Origin of the sequence: Streptococcus infantis (assembly GCF_047460875.1) — a bacterium.
Classification (GTDB): domain Bacteria; phylum Bacillota; class Bacilli; order Lactobacillales; family Streptococcaceae; genus Streptococcus; species Streptococcus infantis_AA.
In genome coordinates, this window is record NZ_JASHFI010000002.1 from 20,701 (window position 1) to 40,402 (window position 19,702).

Genomic DNA, 19,702 nt, shown 5'->3' on the forward strand with positions numbered 1-19,702 from the left:
AGAATAAAAAACTAACTTTTTCTACTTATTTTCTCTATTCTTCTGGGTTTTCTAATTAGAGGAGATCGTCAATTAGCTCATCAACTGCATCCTTCTCAGCTTGAGGGGTAATTTCAGTAATCATGATTCCTGCTACTGCACGTTCAACCAGACCTTCGACATCCATACGTGTTTCATACTGCTCTGCATTCTTAATCTTTGGATTTGTTTTCGGACGATCAGGCGCAAAAATGGTACAACAGTCTTCAAAGGGCTGGATAGAAATTTCAAAGGTATCAATTTCTTGCGCAATGTCAATGATTTCTAGCTTATCCATAGTCACAACTGGACGGATAATCGGTGTATTGGTCACCGCATTGATAGCCTGCATACTCTCCAGGGTTTGGCTTGCCACCTGACCAAGACTTTCACCATTGATGATGACCAAACCATTTCGCACTTCACGGATACGGTCTGTAATGCGCATCATAAAGCGGCGAGTCAGAGTCATGAGATAAGCTTCTGGAGCCTTAGCCTTAATCTCTTCTTGAATCTCCGTGAATGGCACTTCGATAAACTGGATATTGCCACCAAATTTAGTCAATTTACGGGTCAAATCTTGGGCTTTTTTGAGGGCACCTGGACTGGTATATGGTGGACTAGCAAAGTGAACAGCTTCGATATCCACTCCACGTTTTAGAGCTAGATAACCAGCTACTGGTGAGTCAATCCCACCTGACAACATGAGCATGCCTTTCCCTGAAGTTCCAACCGGCAAACCACCAGCTCCTCGAATGGTTTCATAAGAAAGGTAGGCTGCCTCTTCACGAATCTCCACCTGAAGATTGATGTCAGGATTTTTCATTTGTGCTTGTACATTGGGAATAGCTTCAAATACTGCACCACCTAGAGTTTGGTTCAACTCACGACTGTCTAACTCAAAGTTGTGGTCGCTTCGCTTGCTTGAGATTTTAAAGGTCATACCTTCCTTGTAGATGTCCTTCATAATCTCTTGGACAGCAGATTTCAGAACTTCTACAGATTTTTCAACCTTGTATACTGGCGAAAAATTTTGAATCCCGAAAACTTGCTTGAGTGACTCGGCAACTGCTGTGTAGTCGGCACCATTTAGATAAGCATGGGCACGATCGCGGTCTGCTGTCACTTTGACTTGAGGATAAATGGACAAAACGTCTGAGATATTATTACGTAGTTTATTGATGAAACGCATCCGGTTTTTACCCTTGGTTGAAAGCTCTCCGTAGCGAATCATAATTTCTGAATACTGCATGAATGCTCCTATCTTACTTTTCTAGTTTGATTGTAAATTAATTTTAGTTTGGTCAAAAATTGCTCAACTTGACTCATGTCATTTTCTAGGTCTAGGCTGAGGCGTACTGCTGACTGGGCTTTATCTTTTTCAATACCCATGGCAATCAGGGTCCCAGCAGGTTTCCCAGCCTTGGACGAGCAAGCTGATGTTGTAGAAATGAAAATATCATAGTCTTCAAAAGCATGAACAATGACTTCCCCACGAACCCCCTTAATCCCAAAGGTCAAAATATGAGGCGCAAAGTCTTCCTCACCTGAGAAAACAAAAATATCTGGATAATCAAGAAGAGCCTGACGGATGACTTCCTTCATCTGACTCGTTTTGTTAGAAAACAATTCCAATCTTTCCATAGCTAGACGCAGTGCCTTGGCTGTTGCTGCAATTCCTGCTACATTCTCAGTTGTTGAACGATAGTCACGCTCTTGGCCACCACCAGTTAAAAGCGGTGTAATTTTCTTGCCAGACTTGATATAGACAAATCCAACACCACGAACTCCGTGGAATTTATGACTAGAGAAGGTCGCAAAATCCACTCGGTCAGTCAAATACTTTTCTGTCGGAATCTTAGCTAAAGCTTGAACGGCATCGACGTGAAAAGAGATCGTTGGCTTATCAGCTAATAGTTCTGATATAGCTTCAATAGGCTGGATTGAGCCGATTTCATTGTTGACTGCCATAACAGAGACTAGAGTTGTATCAGGACGAAGTAGGTTTTCTAAAGCAGCTACATCTACAAATCCTTTTTCATTTACAGGTGCAAAATCCACTTCAAAACCTTGAGTCTTGAGCCAGAGGGCTGACTCCTTGACTGCTGGGTGCTCAATAGCTGACACAATAATGTGTTTACCAAATTGCGCTTTTTCAAATGCAGCCCCTTTGATAACCCAGTTGTCTCCTTCAGTCCCACCAGAGGTAAAGAAGATTTCTTCGCTTTTCTTGCCAATCAAATCTGCAATCTGCTGACGAGAAGCTTCTAAAATTCTGGTAGACTGGTCTCCCAAACGATGGAGACTCGAAGGATTTCCAATAATTTTTGCAGACACTTGCATATAGGTTTCAAGTGCTTCTGGATAAGGCTTAGTCGTTGCCGAATTATCAAAGTAAATCATGGTTTCTCACGCTTTCTAAAATCACTCCTTCTATTGTATCACGAAACAGTTCAGGCGACAAGAAAGGCAATTCAGGTTCATTTAAGTTTTTTTTAAAGATTTTCGGTATAATGAATTTTAGTAAAGGAGAGATATTATGTCTAATTATCGTAGAACATCAAAACCCAAAACAGAACACATCAAAAAAGGATTTACTGTTTTTCAAAAAACGATTGCTACTATCGGTAGTATTCTAGGGCTGATTACTGCAAGTATCACCATTATGAATGCTATGAATAACAACAACAATAATAACTCTAAAAAAGAAACTACGACAACCCAGACAACTGTCATAAAAGAGATTCAAAAGGAATCCCCTCAAGAGAACACTACTCCCAACAAGGACAATACTTCTACAAAAGAAAACACACAAGAAGAAACAACAAGTCAATCTAGTAGCAGTGCAGAAAGCAAGAAAGAAGAGTCGACAAGTAAAAAAGAGCAAACTGACACTCCTTCTAGTACACAAGCAACAGATACAGCTACTACAGCTACAAGTGGGGCTTCCTAAAAATAACCAAAAACCAGTGATTGCAGCACTGGTTTTTTACATAATTCAATATCGAGCCTATAAAAAAGCGAACAAGACCAGTCTCTGTAGATCAGAAAACTAGTTTTGTCCGCTTTTTTTGATTGAGATTAGTTTCTTGGCCCAATCTCTATGACTCGAATGCTTTTACATCATCTTATTCGTCGTCTTTTTTCTTTCCCATAGCAAACATACCAAGAAGTGCTCCTACAAGACCTACGGCTGCAAGGCCAGCATTTTCTTTAGTGCCTGTCTCTGGGAGTTTGTATTGATGACTTGCAGGTGCTTGATAAGTCTTATCTTGTGACATAGTAAGAGCTACAAGAGACTGCTCATCTTTGTATTCTGGAACCTCATGGATTGCTCCTTCTGCTCCATTGACACCACCTGTGAATTCTGGGCTTACTTCCTGAACAGCTGCTTCGACACCATTCACTCCACCTGTAAACTCTGGAACTTCATGAATAGCGGCTTCTGCTCCATTGACACTGCCTGTGAATTCTGGACTTACTTCCTGAACAGCTGCTTCGACACCATTCACTCCGCCAGTAAACTCTGGAACTTCATAAATAGCTGCTTCTGCTCCATTGACACTGCCTGTGAATTCTGGACTTACTTCCTGAACAGCTGCTTCGACACCATTCACTCCGCCAGTAAACTCTGGAACTTCATGAATAGCTTCTTCACCTGCTGTACCAATTGCTCCTGTGTATTCTGGAACTTCATGAACAGCTGCTTCGACTGCGTTAACGCCACCCTTGAATTCTGGTATTTCTACTACTGGTGCTGCTTCGTCACCTGCTGTACCAATAGATTCAGTGTACTCTGGAACTTCATGAACAGCTGCTTCAACACCATTTACTCCACCTGTAAATTCTGGGACTTCTACTACTGGTGGTTGGATTTTATCAGCCGCTTCATTTTCTTCAATGTACTCTGGAACTTCATGAACAGCTGCTTCAACAGCATTAACCCCACCCTTGAATTCTGGGACTTCTACTACTGGCGCCGCTTCGTCACCTGCTGTACCAATAACTCCTGTGTATTCTGGAATTTCCACTACCGGAGCTGCTTCTTCGCCTGCTGTACCAATAACTCCTGTGTATTCTGGAACTTCCACTACCGGAGCCGCTTCATCGCCTGCTGTGCCAATTACTCCTGTGTATTCTGGAATTTCCACTACCGGAGCTGCTTCATCGCCTGCTGTGCCAATTGCTCCTGTGTATTCTGGAATTTCCACTACTGGAGCTGCTTCTTCACCTGCTGTGCCAATAGCTCCTGTGTATTCTGGAACTTCATGAACAGCTGCTTCGACTGCGTTAACGCCACCCTTGAATTCTGGGACTTCTACTACTGGAGCTGCTTCTTCACCTGCTGTTCCAATAGCTTCAGTGTACTCTGGAACTTCATGAACAGCTGCTTCGACACCATTTACTCCACCGGTAAATTCTGGAACTTCTACTATTGGTGCTGCTTCTTCACCCTTACTTGTAGTTGGAGCTGGTTTCTCTGGTTCTTCCGAAAGTTCTTGGTGGAATGTAGTCATTTCGTAGAACTCTGGTTTGCCACCTTCCCAAACAAGTTTGACATCCAATAATGGAGACTTATCTCTGACAGCAAATGTTTGGAAGCTTGAGGTAATCTCACCTAGTTCTGACCAAGCATCTGCTTTATCTTCTTTCAGAGTACGAGCAAGCACACGAGCTTTCACTCCTTGAGGAAGACTTGAAACAAGTCGGATATGGTTAGCATCTGTCGGTTCTGACAAGTGGTAGACAAGCTCACCTTGTTCTTTCTCAGCCTTGTAGCTTGTCAAGACTTTACCATCAACAATATTAGTGTAAAGGTTGCCTTGGCTTTCACCGCTGTTTCCTTCTACCGTTGGGTCATTGATTGGTTTCACGAATTCACCATCATTGATCACCAACTCAGTGAAGCCTACAAAACGAGCATCATAGTCTGCTGTAAATAGAACACGGAGATAGTTAGCCTTAACTGGGCTTGAAAGTTCACCCTCGATATAGCGATTTCCTGGCATCTTAGAATCATGTGTCCAGCCATCTGTCAAGGAGTCATCACGTGTTTCATTAGCAAGGCCGTCACCAACTGTCACAACATCCGTCCAAGTCTTGCCATCTTGACTGACTTGAATCTTACCATCACGGAGATAGTTTTGAGTGCCGTCTTGGATGTAAGCTCTAATCTTCTTAATATCACGTTCGCTACCAAGTTTCAAGGTGATATGACCGTCTTTACGAGCATAGTCAGAAAACTCTACAAAATTATTGTAAACACCATCGAATAATTGATCCAAGTTCTTGATCTTACGAACGTCATTTCGACCGTATGTTGGGTGGATTCCCATTGATGTAGAATCAAGTGTCGTTGGTTGAACTTCTTTTGTCTTAACAAGTAGAGATGTTGCTGTCACTGCTTGTTCTTGATCAGTCTTATTAACTAGACGAACATAACGTACCAAGGACTTATCAGTCACTTGATCAGCTGGATACCATTCTTGGGCATTTGGAGAGTATTCCAAGTTGAGGGATGGATTTTCAATACCTAGTGCTTGAATGCTTTCAGCTTGGTGAAGACGATCAAGTTTCATACCCAAGTAACTATTAGCTGGAAGCTTAGTTCCGCTTGGAATTTGCAAGTCATAACGACCTAGGCTATCATAAACTGGAGTTGACTTCAGGCTTTCAACATTTGTATCAGTCAATTCGCTATTGCCTGCACGTGTTTCAACTGAGAAGTCAGCGATACGCCACCATAAGTTGATGTTCTTAGTATTGCGAACACGAACGTAGCGAGCTGAAATTGGAGTTTCGATTTCTTTTGTTTGTTCACCAGTCAAGCGATCCAATTCTTGCCATGAGCTACCATCTGCAGAATATTCAAGAACACCTTCTGCCAATTTATCTCCTGATCCTTGAACGAGGCGGACCTTAGTTACAGGTTTGACTCCACCCAAGTCTAGTTGAACCCAACCACCGACTGGAGTTGTATCTGTTCGATCAGCATTTGCAAGCATGGCTTCAGTATTATCACGTCCATCTGTAATCTGTCCAACTGTTGTGTTGTACTTGTACATAAGATTTGGACTGATAGTCACAGTAGCTGACTGTTTAGCACGAGTAACTTCTACAGGGCGGTTAACAGCAATTTCTCTTACCGCAAACCAAGTGTTTCCACGATCTGAAGTCGCAATCATGCGAACAGCTTTAGCGTTGATGTTGAGGTTTTCAAATTTAAGCAGAGGCTCATTACCAGTGTAGCTTGGTTCTGAAAGGGTTACCCACTCATCATTTTCATTGAGATACTCAACTTTAGCGTTGTTGAAGGTATCGCGAGGATTTGCTTGAGTTCCCATTGCAAAGGTCAAGTTTTGAATTGGAACAGCTTTATTAAATTTCAAGCCAATGTAGTCACCAGTTTGGATGCTGTTTGGTGACTTGATAAGGGCATGTGTTCCTAAATCTCCGTCAGTCACTTCAGCAAGTCCACCTTCTACACCTGTACGGTTAGTGATAAAGGTACTAATCACTTGGTCAGGATGCAAGGCTTTTTGGACTTCTGTTGCAAGGATTTCACGAAGGCCAAGCAAGAATGGACGGATATGTTGAACACCCAACTCAGCTCTTTCATTATGGTCTACATAGTGGAAGGTATAGGTTTGAGACTGTTCATAGAGTTTCAAGCCCTTATAGTAACTATCCCAAAGTTTTGCAGAATCGTTCTTTTCGATAGCTTCTGTACCATCAAGAAGAGCACTCAAGGCGTCCATTTGGTCAATAGTATTATCCAACCAGTAGTGGATTTGAGCACGCATCTTTTCGTCACCAGATGCTTTATAAAGTTGTGCTGCAGCTTTTAGTTTAGCAAATTCTGCACGCAATTCTTGACGCTCTGCATTGACATCTTGACCAGCTTTCAACTTAGACATGAAGGCCGCCAATTTCGGTGCAAGTTCAACAGATTCTTCCAACTTCACAACACGACCATCCATGTTTTGGTTGATCATATGTTTACCAAGCTCACGGAAGGCAACTGATGCTTCGCTATCTGTAAACTTACCGTTTTCAACAAAGTTGAAGGCGATGTCATTTACTTTCTTAGCTTCTTCTTCAGACTTCCATTGTTTCCATGCATACTGAGCTGCAGAGAAGAGGGCAATCTTAGAAGGCTCAGATTGTTGCATTGGGTTCAACATGATACCTGAAAGGAGGCTTGGGTCCACATTTGGATGAAGGAATTTCTCACCGCCACCCAAAATCAAGTGTTGTTTAGAGTTATCTGTAACAGGCCAGTTTACCCATAGAGAAACTGGGCGGTAGGTCTTACCTCCTGCAGTCAGGTTATTCTTAAGGTTAGAGAGGAAACTTTCAGACACTTCACCCCAAATCTTACCACCAGTAAGGGTCATAGAAGTTGAACTTGGAAGATTTTCATTTAGAGATTTCAACTCATCTTCACGACCATTACCCCAATACTGACCTGGGACAAAAATCATTTCCTTACGAAGGCCAACATAAGTTGCTTGTTTTTCAGTCAACCAATCTGTCATGTCCTTCATCAAGCGGTTGTAGCTATTGTAGCCACCAACTGGACTTGGAGCATCATCGGCTAGAATACCGAACTCACGGACACCGACATCCATCAATTGAGTGAATTTAGCCTTAATGGTTTCAAGGTCTTTTTGGTAGTCAGCATCGTTGCCAAAACGAATACGGTTGTTCATGAATGGGTGAATGGTCCACACATAACGAGTCTTGTTTTGGTTTCCGACACGCGCCAATTCACGGATTTCAGCTAATTTTTCTTCTGGATAAAGTTCACGCCATTTCTTGTTGTGGTATGGATCATCTTTTGGTGCAAAGAAGTATTGGGTCAACTTCAAGTCACCACCATAACGCATCAACTCAGCACGATCAGCATTGCTCCAAGGGTTACCATAGTATCCTTCGATAAAGCCACGATTCTTAATTTCAGCGAAGTCTTCAACTGTTACATTACGCAAGACTGGAGCTTCACTTTCATTAAGCATGTGTTTGAGAGTTGTCAAACCGTAGAAGACAGCATCTGTATCCTTACCGACGATAGAGATTGTATTATTCTTGATAGACAAGGCATAGGCATCAATCTTATCAAAGAGTCCTTGAGATAGACTTGGCATTTCTTTTTCAGCTTGTGAATTTTGTCCATGAACGCCAAGGTAGATGTTGGTAGCACCTGCCACTGCTGTTTGACTGCTTGTGTATGAAATTTGATGTTCTTGTAGAACACTCTTCAAGCGGTTACGAGTATAGATATCTAACTGATCGCCCATAACAAGATTTACTTGTTTATGGAGTTTCGTAACGCCTTCACCATAAGTTACTTTTTGTGGTGTTGGGAATACCTTATATTCTTTCTTGAGATAGTCTTGACTTTGTGCTGCTGCAGAAACTACGTCGTCACTAGCTGGTTTGCTAGCTACAAAGCTATCAGCAAGTTCAGTTGTACCATCGCTTACTTCTTCAACTTTAGGTTTTTCTGGAGTGACAGGTTTCTCAGGAGTGACAGGTTTTTCTGGAGTGACAGGTTTTTCTGGAGTAACTGGCTCTTCTGGTTTGCTATCAGAAAGTGGCTTAAGAAGTTGAATCTCTGCTGCACTACCAAATCCACGCACACCTTCTAGAACTTTAAACTCTATCTTATCTGTTTCAATAGCCTCAAAGTTAACTGTCTTTTCTTTGGCATTATTTTCCCAAGTTCCAGAAGCAACTTTAACCATCTGACCATCTTTTTGAGCATAGATTTCATAAGATGTTACGACACCATTGCCTCCACCTGGGCGTGGAAGGTAGGTCAGACCATTTACTTTTTCTGCTGCTTTCAAGTTCATTGCAACAGTGAATGGAGCCTGATCTCCAAACCATTTTGAATGCCAGAAAGTATTCGGATCATTGTCGAAGGCTTTTTCTACTGGACCTTCAGTATTGGTTCCTGGCAATTCCTGACTTGTTGCAGAAACTGTAAATTTATCATTTGGAATCAAACGTGGATTTACGAATGGTTCATTTGACAACTCAGCACTATGCAAGATTCCTTTGAAGCCACCGATTGTTTCAAGAGGTAGAACCAAACTATTATGAGCAAAGCGAGGGTAAGCTGGATTTGCGATACGCTCAACCTTTTCACCATCTACATAAACTTCTGTTACTTGAGGTTTGGTTACGACAGAAATTTGATAACGTTTGTTCTTTTCAAGTTTTTTGTTAAATTGGATATGGAATTGTTCAAATTTATAAGCGAGGTAGCCATCCTTATCCGCAAGATAAAGTTGGTTGTCTCCGCTAGTTGAGAAGGTTTGTTGCCCATCACCAGTTACAGTGACATCCAATTTCAAGACATGACTCGGACCAACATCACCAACAAGTCCTTCGATAGTGCTATCTTTTTCGAAGTTCAAACCTGCTTCAGTCTTCTGTACTTTCTTTGCAAGATAATCTTTGACAGTCTCAGGATTAATCTTGAACAAATCTTCTTCAGCTACGGTCTTATCTGGATTAGATTGTGGTGCATAAACACTTGTTGGCAAGGTGCGCTCTGCAAAAGTTTTACCCGCACGATCAGATCCCCAAGTACGTTCTGCAGTAGTCTGCATACTCTTGAAGAAACGTTTAAAGATATCGTAAGAAGTAAGTCCAGTTTCGTGAAGGTCAATATTGTCATTCCATACAGCGTGACCACCACCGATAATGTTTGGATTAGATGCTTCTAATCGAGGTCCTCCACCTGTTGTAAAGTCATTTGGAGTCCAACGATTGTATTGACGCTCATAGCTTGCATAGTCTCCGTAACCACCTTGACTATTGCTTCCACTAGGAACACTATAGGTTGGAATATCTGTGATATTGATAATCTTAGCACCTTGAGCAATAGCATCAGCTGGACGTTGCCATCCGATACTCCAGATATCAACTTCTACATCTTTCCAATCAACTGGCGTTGCACCTGGTTTAGCACTAAGTGAACCCCAAATACGTGGTGTATAGCCTTTGCCTTTGATGTACTGAATCATATCATTGACATAGCGACGATAGCTTTCTCTACTGCCGTAGTACTCATCAGTTCCGATATGAACTGTTGAGACACCATGAAGTGGTGCATTTTCTCCATCGAGCAATTTATCATAGACTGATTTAACAAAAGCAAGAGTTTCTTCGTACTTATTATCCAAGTCCAACATAGCCACACGTTCTACATTGTGTTTACCTCTATAGTCACTAAGACTGCCTTTATACATAAGGTCTGGACGAACTTTAACAAAGGACAAAGCGTGACCTGGTGTGTCAATCTCAGGAACAAGGTTGATATGCAAAGCTTTAGCCAACTTGATGATCTGTTGCATTTCTTCCTTAGTATAATGCTCGTCTGATGTTAATTTTTCACCATTGTCACCAACAACATCTGTTTCTACACGGAAGCCAGTCTTAGCATTTTTTAGGACATAATCCAGTTCCTCTTGAGGAGTAAGATTTTTCCCTGCTAAATGATCTTTTAAGAAGATATAGTTGTCATTCAAGTGCAACTGCAAGTCGTTCATCTTGTAGTAGGCCATGTTAAGCATGATATCCACGAGAGTATCATAAGGAATAAACTTACGACCTGTGTCTAGCATGAAGCCACGGTGGCTAAAGCTTGGGAAGTCACGGATTTCTCCGTTTTGCAAATCATTTTCGCCCATCTGAAGGAGAGTACGAGTTGCGTAGAAGGCTCCTGCGTTGGTTGCAGCTTCTACAGTGATAACACCATCTTTTACAGTGATACCATAGCCTTCTTTACCATAACCCTTATCTTCAACCTTTTTAAATTCAATCCGTTTTTGAGCTGTTTGATCACCTGTAGCGATTTCTAGCCCACGACTTTCAAGGTCAGTCTGATAGAATTTAGCTTCTTGACCAAATCCAGAATCGCCAACTGAAATTACGGTATCAGCTGTAATAGAAGTTTTGCCTTCAGTTCCATACCATTGTTGAACTGCTGGAGCAACTGCTGGTTTAGTGCCAACACCTTCGTCTGCATGTAATCCTTTAATAAGGACTTCAAATTCTTTTGTGAAGGTATGAGTATCCTTGACTTGTTGGACCATGACCTTAACAGTTTGGTCTGTTAAGGGTTTGTAGATTTTGTTATTTAGGTCAACAACCCCCTGTTTGTTGCTACCAATCAAGCTAACTTTTCCTGGCAAGTTCGGTAAAACAAGTGACTTACCGTCTTCGGCAACTGTTAGTTCTGTAACTTGGCGAATGTCTGTCGGTTTGCTGGCATCAGGGATATTTGAATAAGCGCGAATCTCTTGGATACCAACATTTTTCCAGTTCATAGTACCAGCTTGATAGTCTGTGATTTCAAGTTTAAGGTACTTAGCATGGATAGCTTCTTTTAAGTCAACCTTTTCATCAAGTACAGGTGTTCCTGTTCTTTGATGAGCCAACTTCCATTCTTTGTTACCTGAACCATTTACATCATCTTGCCCAGCGTAGTAGAGATTCCAAGATTTGATATTTGGATCGTTTTGTTGACCACGAAGACGGCGATCCCAATCAATTTCCACATGCTTAATTACAGTTGTCTTTTCAAGTGTAAATTCGATTGTTGGTTTCTCAACGTTTTGATCAGTAGCCCAACGAGTATCAGGTTTGCCATCAATTGCCTTTTCTGCTGTAAATGGTGTGTTGGCTTCATGGTTTGAAGCTGTTGCAGTCGCCTTTTCTAGATGATTGACATCTGGTGTTTCAACTAAATCCTTAGCAACTGGTTTTGTTTCAGCTTGGGGAGCAACTGTCGGAGTTTCTACTTCTTTCTTCGGAGTTTCTTCTACATTTGGCTGAGTTGCCACCTCAGTGGCTTTATTTTCGATGGCACCAGCATTTGCTTCAGCTTTATCAATAGCTGATGCTAAATCTGCTGGTAACTTTTCCAGTGGTTGGACCTGTGTTACTGCTCCCTCAGTTTCTACAGGAACTTCTTTTTCTGCTGCTTGAACCATTCCGGCACCAAAGATACTGGCACCAATCATGACAGAAGCTGCACCAATCGTAAATTTACGAATACTGTAATGACACCGTTTCTCAAATAAGTGTTTTCCCATTTTTCTCCTGTTTCCTTTCATACGCTTCAAGAGTAAGCGTTCTCATTCCCCTTTAGAAAAAGAGAGGACCTAGAGGTCCTCTCCGGGTTTTGTTTTTCTCCACTACAATAAGTAAGGAGTTCGAGCCATCGTTAGACGAAAACTCTCTTATATTTTAATCTTCTTTTCTTTTGACAGCTAAGAGTGCTGCTGAAACTGCCATGCTAACACTTGCAATGAAGAGAGCTGTTTCAGAGTTATGTTCACCCGTATTTGGAAGAGCATTTGAATTTACCTCTTTAGATGTATCTTTATTCTCTACTGAAAGTTTTGAATCTTCTCGATACTCTGGTTTTTCCACTACAGGCGCAGGTTGGTTACCTACTGTACCAATTTGGCCTTTGTATTCTGGAACTTCATGGATTGCGCCATCACTTCCATTCACACCGCTGGTAAACTCTGGTACTTCATGAACCGTTGCCTCTGCTCCATTTACACCACCTGTAAATTCTGGTGCTTGGCTCACAGTTGCTTCTGCTGCGTTAACTCCACCCTTGAATTCTGGAATTTCGTATACAGCTACTTCTTCTCCTGCTGTTCCAACTAGTCCTGTATACTCTGGAACTTCTACAACTGGTGCTGACTCATCGCCTGCTGTACCTAGAACCCCTGTATATTCTGGAACTTCTACAACTGGTGCTGGTTCATCGCCTGCTGTACCAACTACTCCTGTATACTCTGGAACTTCTACAACTGGTGCTGGTTCATCACCTGTTGAGCCAACTACTCCTGTATACTCTGGAACTTCTACAACTGGTGCTGGCTCATCGCCTGCTGTACCTAGAACCCCTGTATATTCTGGAAGCTCTACAACCGGTGCTGGTTCATCGCCTGTTGTGCCAACTACTCCTGTATACTCTGGAACTTCTACAACCGGTGCTGGTTCATCGCCTGCTGTACCTAGAACCCCTGTGTATTCTGGAAGCTCTACAATCGGTGCTGGTTCATCGCCTGCTGTACCTAGAACCCCTGTGTATTCTGGAAGCTCTACAACCGGTGCTGGTTCATCACCTGCTGTACCTAGAACCCCTGTGTATTCTGGAAGCTCTACAACCGGTGCTGGTTCATCACCTGCTGTACCTAGAACCCCTGTGTATTCTGGAACTTCATGAATAGTTGCTTCAGCACCATTTACACCACCTGTGAATTCCGGAACTTCAACGACTGGTGCTGCTTCGTCACCCTTACTTGATGTTGGAGTTTCTGGATCAGGAATTGGTTCTGGATCTGGTGTTGGTTCTGGGTCCGGTGTTGGCTCTGGGTCTGGAGTTGGCTCTGGATCTGGTGTTGGTTTCGGATCTGGAGTTGGCTCTGGATCTGGGGTTGGTTCTGGATCTGGGGTTGGTTCTGGATCTGGAGTTGGTTTCGGATCTGGAGTTGGCTCTGGATCTGGAGTTGGTTTTGGATCTGGAGTTGGTTTCGGATCTGGAGTTGGTTTCGGATCTGGAGTTGGCTCTGGATTTGGAGTTGGCTCTGGATTTGGAGTTGGCTCTGGATCTGGAGTTGGTTTCGGATCTGGAGTTGGCTCTGGATCTGGAGTTGGAGTAGGTGTTTCATCTTTTAATTGATCGAGATAATCTGCAAAGTATTCAAGCATTCTATTAGTCAATAGGTGATTATCAGTTGCGTATTTCATGCTAGCAACAACACCTGCAACTTCTTCTTGATTGCTCTTATTAGTCAATTTTTGAGCCTTGGCCAATGCTGCTTCATATGCTGATGTATCAAGGCCTGCTTCAGCAACTTGAGGACGAGCAAAGATAAGCTCTGCAGCTGATTGATATTGGTTACCACCATCGCCGTAAGTTCTTGTTCCTGTTAGGACAATCTTCTTAGCTTTGATAGTCTTGCCAAAGTCAATATCTTTTGGTTTGTTATTATCAGCCCAATTAGTTGCATTGAAGGTATGCTCCTTACCTGTTTCATCAGTTACTACAAGAGTAACATCTCTCAAGTTACCATTTGAACCTGAACCGCGTGGAACATAACGGAAGCCTGTAATTTCAGTTGGTTCTTTCAAGACCATGGTTGCTGGCTTGCCAACATCTCCTCCGCCCCATGATGTATGCCATAGGCTAGACAAGTTACCGTCAAAGGCATTTTCAATACCTTCACCAGCCTGAGAAGGAGCTGAAAGACTTGCAAAGTCATCTGCCACAAGAGCTACTTTCTTCAAAACCAAAGCGTCTTTCAAAGCATTAACCTTAGCGATTTCTGCTTTAGCTTCTTCTACACTGATGTCATCGTCTGCTTGACTGAGGTTGAAGACTGCTTCTTTCAAAGCATCCATAGATTCTTGGGTGTAATTAGTCATGGCTACAGTTGGAAGATAGTTCTTGACTGCATTTTCTGTCATCATCTTACCTGTCAAGACAATCTCTTCTATTTGAAGTCTATCCATCATGAAGTCATTGTAACCACGGAAGTTAGCATTACCACCAGAATCTCCACGAGTATTACTTGCGTTACCTGTAGAATAGATACCAATCCAAGTATCGCCAGTTTCAGCACCTGTCACAAGGAAGGTTGCTCGTTTCGCTTTCTTAGAATCTGTCCATGAGTTTGGTAATTCATGCATTTCGAGATCGCTTGCTTGGCTACCACGACGGCCAGATTGGAATTCTCCCTTACCTACAACAAAGGCGTAAGTATTATCTGATCCAGCTTCGTAGTCAAATGTGATACGGTAGGTCTTACCTGCTTCAAAGCGGAAGTTTTGTGGAATTGTTTGGTAAACCAAGTTACGACGGCTAACGAGACCGTTTGTCTTGAGTGACCAATTTCCTTCGATAACATCATCAACTTTCTTGCCGTTCCAATCACGTTGTGTGTACGGAGCATGTTTTTCAGACAAGTGAGTACGGTTGTCTTCAACACCTTCGATTCCACCGATGACAAATGGGAAGATACCTTGTCCAACATTTTCAAAGTCTTGTTTGAAGACACCTGTTGCAGTATCGTGACCATCACCATACATAGCAGAGTCATTTTCAAAGGTACGGATTTCATCGAAGTAAGTTGCTTCTTCTCCTGCTTCACGACTCAAGGTCAAAGTTACATTTGATACATCTGAACCTGTTGTGAAGAAGGCATACATGTTTTGGAAGTAACTTGTATCATTAACAGTTGCATTGTCACGACGAGTGTTATGAGCGTATGCTTTAACATAGTTGAGGGCAAGTGACTTGTTCGTGTAGTTAGTCACTTCTTTCTCACCAGTGTTAACAGTAATGCTTGCTTTAGCATTACTACGGTTATCGACACCTACATAAACTGCATATTTAGTATTTGGCTTCAAGCCAGTCAATTTTTGAGTGAGACTAACTTTTTCTTTATTGCCTTGGATGCGAAGCATTTGGTTGGCACCTTGAGACTTCACAATTTCAGCCTTAGATGCATCACCTGTAATCTTCCAATGGTCCAAAGATTCACTGTTAAATCCTTGGTCATAGATATGCATTCCTTCACTCCATGACATTTCAGGATTTGTTTGTTTAGAACGATAAAGAACATATGGTTGATTTGCTAGGAGATCAAGGGTAATCTTACCATCTTTGACAGCTACTTCCTGTTCTTCAGTCTTACCTTGGTCTGTTAGTTTGTAAAGGTAAACTTTGCCATTTGCCCAGTCGTTAGGAAGTGTCCAAGTTGTTGCACCTTTTTCAGTGTTGAAATAGTACATTTTTTCCTTGTCGCCAGTTAGCTTGTTACCATTTGCATCCCAATTCCAAGGTGTCAAGTAGGCTGAACCATCTTGAATGACACGACCGTTAAGCGTAACAATTCGTTCACGGTATTGTGGGCTATTGACATCATTAGATTTACGAGTAACAACTACCTTGTTGTTTTCCTCATCGACCAATTCAACCTTCATCTCAGGTGTCCACTTGTAAGTACCACCGTTGTCAGTCATGGTTACTGGTTTACCATTTTCCCATTTGCTAACAGTGAAGTGTTGGAAGTATTTGGTCATAACATCGTGAGCAAATAAGTTAGTTACATAACCATTATAGTCGCTACGACCTTGCCATCCTTCAAAGTCCTTCATGCTATAGCCGCCTAGAAGTGGGTAGTTTGCCGCACCTCCGTAGCTTCTGTAATCACCAACCCAAGCATCTTTTTGGTGGTTACGGATAAAGCGAGTGATGGCACTGTTGATACCTTTATTGGTATAGCCACCATAAGTCAAGTCAGCTGCCCAGTGATGGAAGGTAGAATCATACTCACCACCATGGCCCCACTCAATTGCAAAGCGCCAACCTTGTTTGTTGATTTCTTTCGCAAGAACGTGAGTTGCCCAAGCACCATTGTCACCTGATTGGCCGTTACCCCAAACGTCGACATAAACGAAGTCTAAACCTTCACCCAATTCTTTCTTCAATTCTTCCCAACGTGCTAAACGTCCATGAGCCAAGTCATAAGCCGCATCGATATTGATACCTTGGTCAATCCAGTTCCATCCGTAGCTATAGCTACCGTCAGCGTTTTTACGAAGGATTTTTTCATTGAAGTATTTTGATTCAGGATAAGTTTCTGAAGCATTGACGTGGATACCGAGGTGGGCACCGTATTTCTTAGCTTTCTCAATAAGAGTCTTAAAGTCTTCAACACCACCGATACGTTTACCGATATCTGCGTAGTTCAAGTGACCTGAGTCATGTCCTTCACTACCGTAACCTTTAAGGAGAACACCCTGACCTAGACCATCTGTATGGAGGTTAATCTTCTTGATACCATCCAAGGTCATAAGGAATGGGTTTTGTGCTTGTGAACCAAAGTTCATGGCGATACGGTAGGCTGTAATATTTTTAACTTTTTCCCAACCTTGAGGGTTGTTCATGATGCTACGGTATGCAATCGCACCGTCTTGCCAGTCTACTTTATTATCAGCATTGGCATCTTCTGTGATGACAACTTTAGCACTTGGAAGTTCCTTGGTATATGCTGGGAAGACAATACCATTGTGAGCTTTTTCCCACTGCCATTCAGAGCTATGAATTTCAACGTAGTTAGCATTACCGATAGTATTCTTGTAAGCTGTCAAACGTGTCCAGTCGTAAGAACCACCACCGTAGCTGTTTTGTGAGTTGCTCCATACACCTGCTGCAAGCTTGTCTGTTGAAACAAATCCATACATGTAACCTTTTGCCAAATCTTTCATTGGATTGGTTACTTCGATATGGTCGTCACCACTTACGTGGGTGTTGTTTGACATGGTTGCCCCATCAAACTTAGCTCCTGCTTGGTCGCTTGATACAGATACCAAGGCATTTCCTAGGAAGCTGATTGAAGAAAGTAGTTTACGTTCATCATCAATCTTCTGTCCTGGTGTTACTTGGTTATGGTTGACAATCTTAGTCACATCAAAGTGAAGTTGATTGTCCACTACTTGCAAACGAACTGTCATATCTGCATTGATGAGGTTTTCCGCATCACGGAGTTTCATTTCATACTCGGCAGTTGTTGCATTAATCTTCTTATAAGTAACTTCAGGAGTTACTGCCTTTTTATTGATGAGGACTTTGTTTATTTGTTGAACTTGACCTGGAAGCTTGTTGCCGTTTAGGACGTATTCTTTAATACGTGGGAAAGCTTGGTCAATAACTGCTTTCAATACTGTAGATTCGATAGTGTCGTATTTAACTTTGCTATCGTCTACTGTATCACCTTTTTCTTTTTCAGCAGCCTCTTGGTCGTTTTTCACGCCTTCTTGGTCATCAGTTTTAACATTTACAATGGTTCTCTCGCTACCATAGCTTCCAGCCTTAAGAACAATTTTCTTCTCATCTTTAAGTTTGTCATTGACTGCAGATGGCAAGGTAAGTGTGTCGAAGAGTTTGACATCATTATTTGTTGCGTTAAGTTGTCCATCTGATTTGAGGCTGATCGTCAAGTGGTTGACAGAACCATTTACTGGAGCTGCAACACGACCACCTTGGTACCAAAGTCCACTACCGTTTGTCTTGTATTCCCAGAACCATCCGCCTTGGTCATAACCTACAAAAACGTTGTTATCTGTATCTTTAAATTTCATAAAGACACCAAAGCGTGATTTACCTGTTTCAGACTCTTCTTTGAAAGTCAAATCAACTGTAGCATTTCCATTTTCATCAACAGTCAAACCTTCTTTTTCAAACAAGGCTGGTTTTTTACCATTGTCATTTTGAGCAGTTGACGCTAGTTGGTTGTAACGAACTCCATTTTCTTCACGAATCGTTACAGTTCCCTGTTGTTCTTTATTTTCAACAGTTTTCCATTCTGGAGTCACCTCTTTTGATTCAGCCGGTTTAGTTTCAGCTGGTTTGTTCTCTGCAGGTTTGTTGTCAGCTGGTTTTTCTTCTTTTGGCTTATCTTCTTTTGGTTTCTCTTCCTTGTCTTCAACTTGTTTATCAAGTGCATCTAGACCTGCTGGTTTTGTTGTTTCAATACCCTTGATATAATTTTGAATCCATTCAAGCTGCGCTGGTGAGAATAGAATCCCTCCACTGCGGCTTCCAACAACACCATTTTGGTGGATACCGATCAATTTTCCATTTTCATCGAAAATACCGCCACCACTTGCACCTGGTTCGCTTCCTTGATAGCTGATGCCACGAACACCTTCACCGTGATTATTGATATCTTCAACTGTCGTATTGAGGATTGGAGAAAGTTTCCCAGTTGGATAACCAAACACGTGTACCTTATCTCCAACCTTAGTAGTTGCAGGTTTGTCAGTCACTTCAACAGGAGCGTTTGCAAGAGGAGAACGAAGCTTAACGATGGCCAAGTCATTTTTATAACCTTTTAGGAATCCTTCACGGTCCCAGTGCTTAACATCATTCTTACTGAATTTAACATCAGGTGCTCCTTCGTAAGAAACTGAATAAACATCGCCATCACTTTCAATATTATCAGCTACCTTACGATTGTTTCCGTCTGGAACATCTTTGATAAAGTTATGAGAAACAGATAAAACTAGATTTTCACCGATGACGATACCGCTACCAACACCAGCTGCACTTTGAATTTTTACTGTTGCTCCATAGTTTAATTCACCATTTTTTGTTTTAGCGACATCTTCTGGAACTAAACTTTTATCTTCTTTTGCTAAATCATCTTTTGAGGTAGAATGTCCACTATCTTCAGCCTTATCGAGTTTTTCGCGTAAATCTTTAGGAAGTTCATTTTCAGTTGCTGAAGTTGCTGCAGCTTCTTTTTCTTTCTCCAGTAATTCTTCCTCAGTTTTTGGTCCTTCGGTAACTTCTGGAGACCCTTGATTTTCTCCAGGTTTCGGTGCTTCAAAATCACGTCCATCATCTTTTTTTGCGTTAGCAAGAGCTGCAGTCAAATCTGCTGGCATATTTGCTGTTGAACCTGTTTGCGGAGAATCTGCAAGAACAGTGCTAGTTCCAAAGAAAGCTGCACCAATCATGACAGAAGCAACCCCTAATGAAAATTTCCGAATACTATATTTGCAACGTTTTTCAAATAATCTTTTATCCATCGGTTTTTTGTTCCTTTCAGTTTACAAAGTAAGCGTTTGCATTTTTGTT

At 42.0% G+C, this 19,702-nt stretch carries 5 protein-coding genes; 1 reads left to right on the forward strand and 4 read right to left on the reverse strand.

Annotated elements, in window-relative coordinates; genetic code table 11:
- Positions 1–55 precede the first annotated feature (55 nt).
- On the reverse strand, positions 56–1,270 hold the full coding sequence (thiI, locus tag QM887_RS02145) for a tRNA uracil 4-sulfurtransferase ThiI (protein WP_049503008.1): 1,215 nt from the start codon (positions 1,268–1,270) through the stop codon (positions 56–58).
- Between the two features lie 8 nt (positions 1,271–1,278).
- Positions 1,279–2,421, reverse strand: a complete 1,143-nt coding sequence (locus tag QM887_RS02150; RefSeq protein ID WP_414270278.1) for a cysteine desulfurase family protein — start codon at positions 2,419–2,421, stop codon at positions 1,279–1,281.
- Positions 2,422–2,557: 136 nt separating this feature from the next.
- On the opposite strand from QM887_RS02150, the gene QM887_RS02155 reads away from it, so the two are divergent.
- Positions 2,558–2,971, forward strand: a complete 414-nt coding sequence (locus tag QM887_RS02155) for a DUF6556 family protein (protein WP_414270279.1) — start codon at positions 2,558–2,560, stop codon at positions 2,969–2,971.
- A 175-nt stretch (positions 2,972–3,146) separates the two neighbouring features.
- On the opposite strand, the gene QM887_RS02160 is transcribed toward QM887_RS02155, so the two are convergent.
- A complete protein-coding gene (locus QM887_RS02160; RefSeq protein WP_414270280.1) occupies positions 3,147–12,128 on the reverse strand; it encodes an SIALI-17 repeat-containing surface protein in 8,982 nt (2,993 codons plus the stop codon).
- Positions 12,129–12,282: 154 nt separating this feature from the next.
- Complete coding sequence (locus QM887_RS02165; protein WP_414270281.1) at positions 12,283–19,653, reverse strand: SpGH101 family endo-alpha-N-acetylgalactosaminidase; 7,371 nt, start codon at positions 19,651–19,653, stop codon at positions 12,283–12,285.
- Between the last annotated feature and the right edge of the window lie 49 nt (positions 19,654–19,702).

Excerpts from the sequence above, each read along its gene's own strand:
- thiI (WP_049503008.1), bottom strand. The coding sequence starts at position 1,270 with ATGCAGTATTCAGAAATTATGATTCGCTACGGAGAGCTTTCAACCAAG.
- QM887_RS02165 (WP_414270281.1), bottom strand. The coding sequence starts at position 19,653 with ATGGATAAAAGATTATTTGAAAAACGTTGCAAATATAGTATTCGGAAA.
- QM887_RS02150 (WP_414270278.1), bottom strand. The coding sequence starts at position 2,421 with ATGATTTACTTTGATAATTCGGCAACGACTAAGCCTTATCCAGAAGCA.
- QM887_RS02160 (WP_414270280.1), bottom strand. The coding sequence starts at position 12,128 with ATGGGAAAACACTTATTTGAGAAACGGTGTCATTACAGTATTCGTAAA.
- QM887_RS02155 (WP_414270279.1), top strand. The coding sequence starts at position 2,558 with ATGTCTAATTATCGTAGAACATCAAAACCCAAAACAGAACACATCAAA.